2 protein-coding genes are annotated in these 1886 nt (G+C 73.9%); both read left to right on the forward strand.

Annotated features, from left to right (window positions below; translation table 11 throughout):
- Nucleotides 1-1356: amino acid adenylation domain-containing protein (locus ACFU99_RS42300; protein ID WP_384403754.1), on the forward strand; the 1356-nt coding region annotated here is incomplete at its 5' end.
- Between the two features lie 14 nt (nucleotides 1357-1370).
- Nucleotides 1371-1886 (forward strand): DUF885 family protein (locus tag ACFU99_RS42305; protein ID WP_384403757.1); only part of this gene is annotated, 516 nt, incomplete at its 3' end.

Genomic DNA, 1886 nt, shown 5'->3' on the forward strand with positions numbered 1-1886 from the left:
GTCGTGGGCCTGCTGGCCCCCCGCAGCGCCGCGGCGCTGACCGGCCTCGTCGCCGTGCTGCGCGCCGGCGCCGCGTGCCTGCCGCTCGCTCCCGGCGACCCGCCTCGGCGCAACCAGGAGGTGCTCGCCGACGCCGGGTGCACCCAGCTCCTCACCACGGCGGCCGCCGACTGGTGCCCCGAGGCACTGCTCATCGACGAGCCGGGCCCGGAGGAGCCCGGTCCCGACGAGCCGGACCGGGACGCCGAGGGCTCCCTGGCGCTGCCCGGACCGCACCCGCTCGACTTGGCCTACGCGATCACGACATCGGGCTCGACGGGACGGCCCAAGATCGTCGGTGTGCCGCACGAGGGGATCGCCAACCTGATCGTCGCCTCCATCGAGGACCTCGACCTGATCAGGGAGGACGACGTCATGCTGTGGACGACCGCGCCCACGGTCGACAGCTCGATGCACGACATCCTGATGCCGCTGTGCGCGGGCGCCTGCGTGGCGATCGCCGACGGCGACGACCTGCCCGCGAGCCGGATGCTCGCCGCCGTGCGCACCCTCGGCGTGACGGCCCTGGAGATCCCCGCCGCCGTGCTCGGTCCCTATGGCCGCTCGCTCCTGCCCAGACTGGCGCGGGCGGGCGTACGGCTCGTCATCACCGGCGGCTCCCAGCTCGACGGGCAGGGGCTCGGGGACGCCGCCCCCCTGGTGGTCGCCAACGGCTACGGTCCGACCGAGGCGTCCGTCGCCGCCACCTGGTACCGGTGCGTCGGCGAGACCCCCAGCTGGGTGCCGATCGGCACGCCGGTCCGCGGGGTACGGACGTACGCGCTCGACGAGGAACTGCGGCCCGTACCGGTCGGCGCCGAGGGCCATATGTTCCTCGGGGGCGTCGGCCTGGCCCGGGGCTACCTGGGGCTTCCGGGCCGTACGGCGGCGGTCTTCCTCCCGGACCCGTTCGCGGAGTCTCCCGGCGCACGGATGTACGCCACCGGGGACCGCGTACGCCTCCAGCCCGACGGCGACTACGTCTACCTCGGCCGGATCGACGACCAGGTCAAGATCAGGGGCTTCCGCGTCGAGATCGGGGAGGTCGAACACGCCCTGCGGGAGTGCCCCGGCGTCGTGGACGCCGCGGCGCTGCTCCGCGACGACGCCATGGGCGGCCCGGCGCTCGTCGCCGTCCTCACCGGTGAACGATCACCGGACAAGGAGATCACCGGCCGCCTCGGCGACCTGCTCCCGAGCCATATGCTGCCGCGCTTCTTCGTGTGGCTGGACGAACTGCCACTCAACCGCGCGGGCAAGGTCGACCGCAAGGCGCTGGCCGCACTGCCGCTCATGGACCCGGCCCCCCGTTCGTGAAGGAGATACCGGCGGTGTCCGCCACCTCATTTGGCGAAGCGACCGGCGTGCACGCCTTGTGCGACGCGTACGTGGACAGCTACGCCCGGCTGAACCCCCTGGCGGCGACCGAGTTCGGCATAGGCGGCCACGACGACCGGCTGCCCGACCTGTCTCCCGAGGGCCATCAGGCGCGGGCCGAGCTGGCCCGCGGCGCACTCGCCGCGATGGCCGAAGCGGAGCCCGTCGACGAGGGCGAACGCATCGCCAAGGCCGTCTTCCGCGAGCGGACCGGCATCGAGGCCGAGATGCACGAGGCCGGTCTGCCGGCGGCGTCCCTGAACATGATCGCCAGCCCGGTGCAGGACATCCGCTGGGTCTTCGACCTGATGCCCACCGCGACCGCCGACGACTGGGCGGCGATCGCCAAGCGCCTGGCCCAGGTGCCCCAGACACTCGCCGGGTACCGGGCCTCGCTGCTGGCCTCGGCGGACAAGGGCCTCCTACCGGCCGCCCGCCAGGTGCGGCGGGCCCGCGAGCAGTGCGCGACC

It is taken from the genome of Streptomyces sp. NPDC057654 (assembly GCF_042800135.1).
GTDB lineage: Bacteria > Actinomycetota > Actinomycetes > Streptomycetales > Streptomycetaceae > Streptomyces.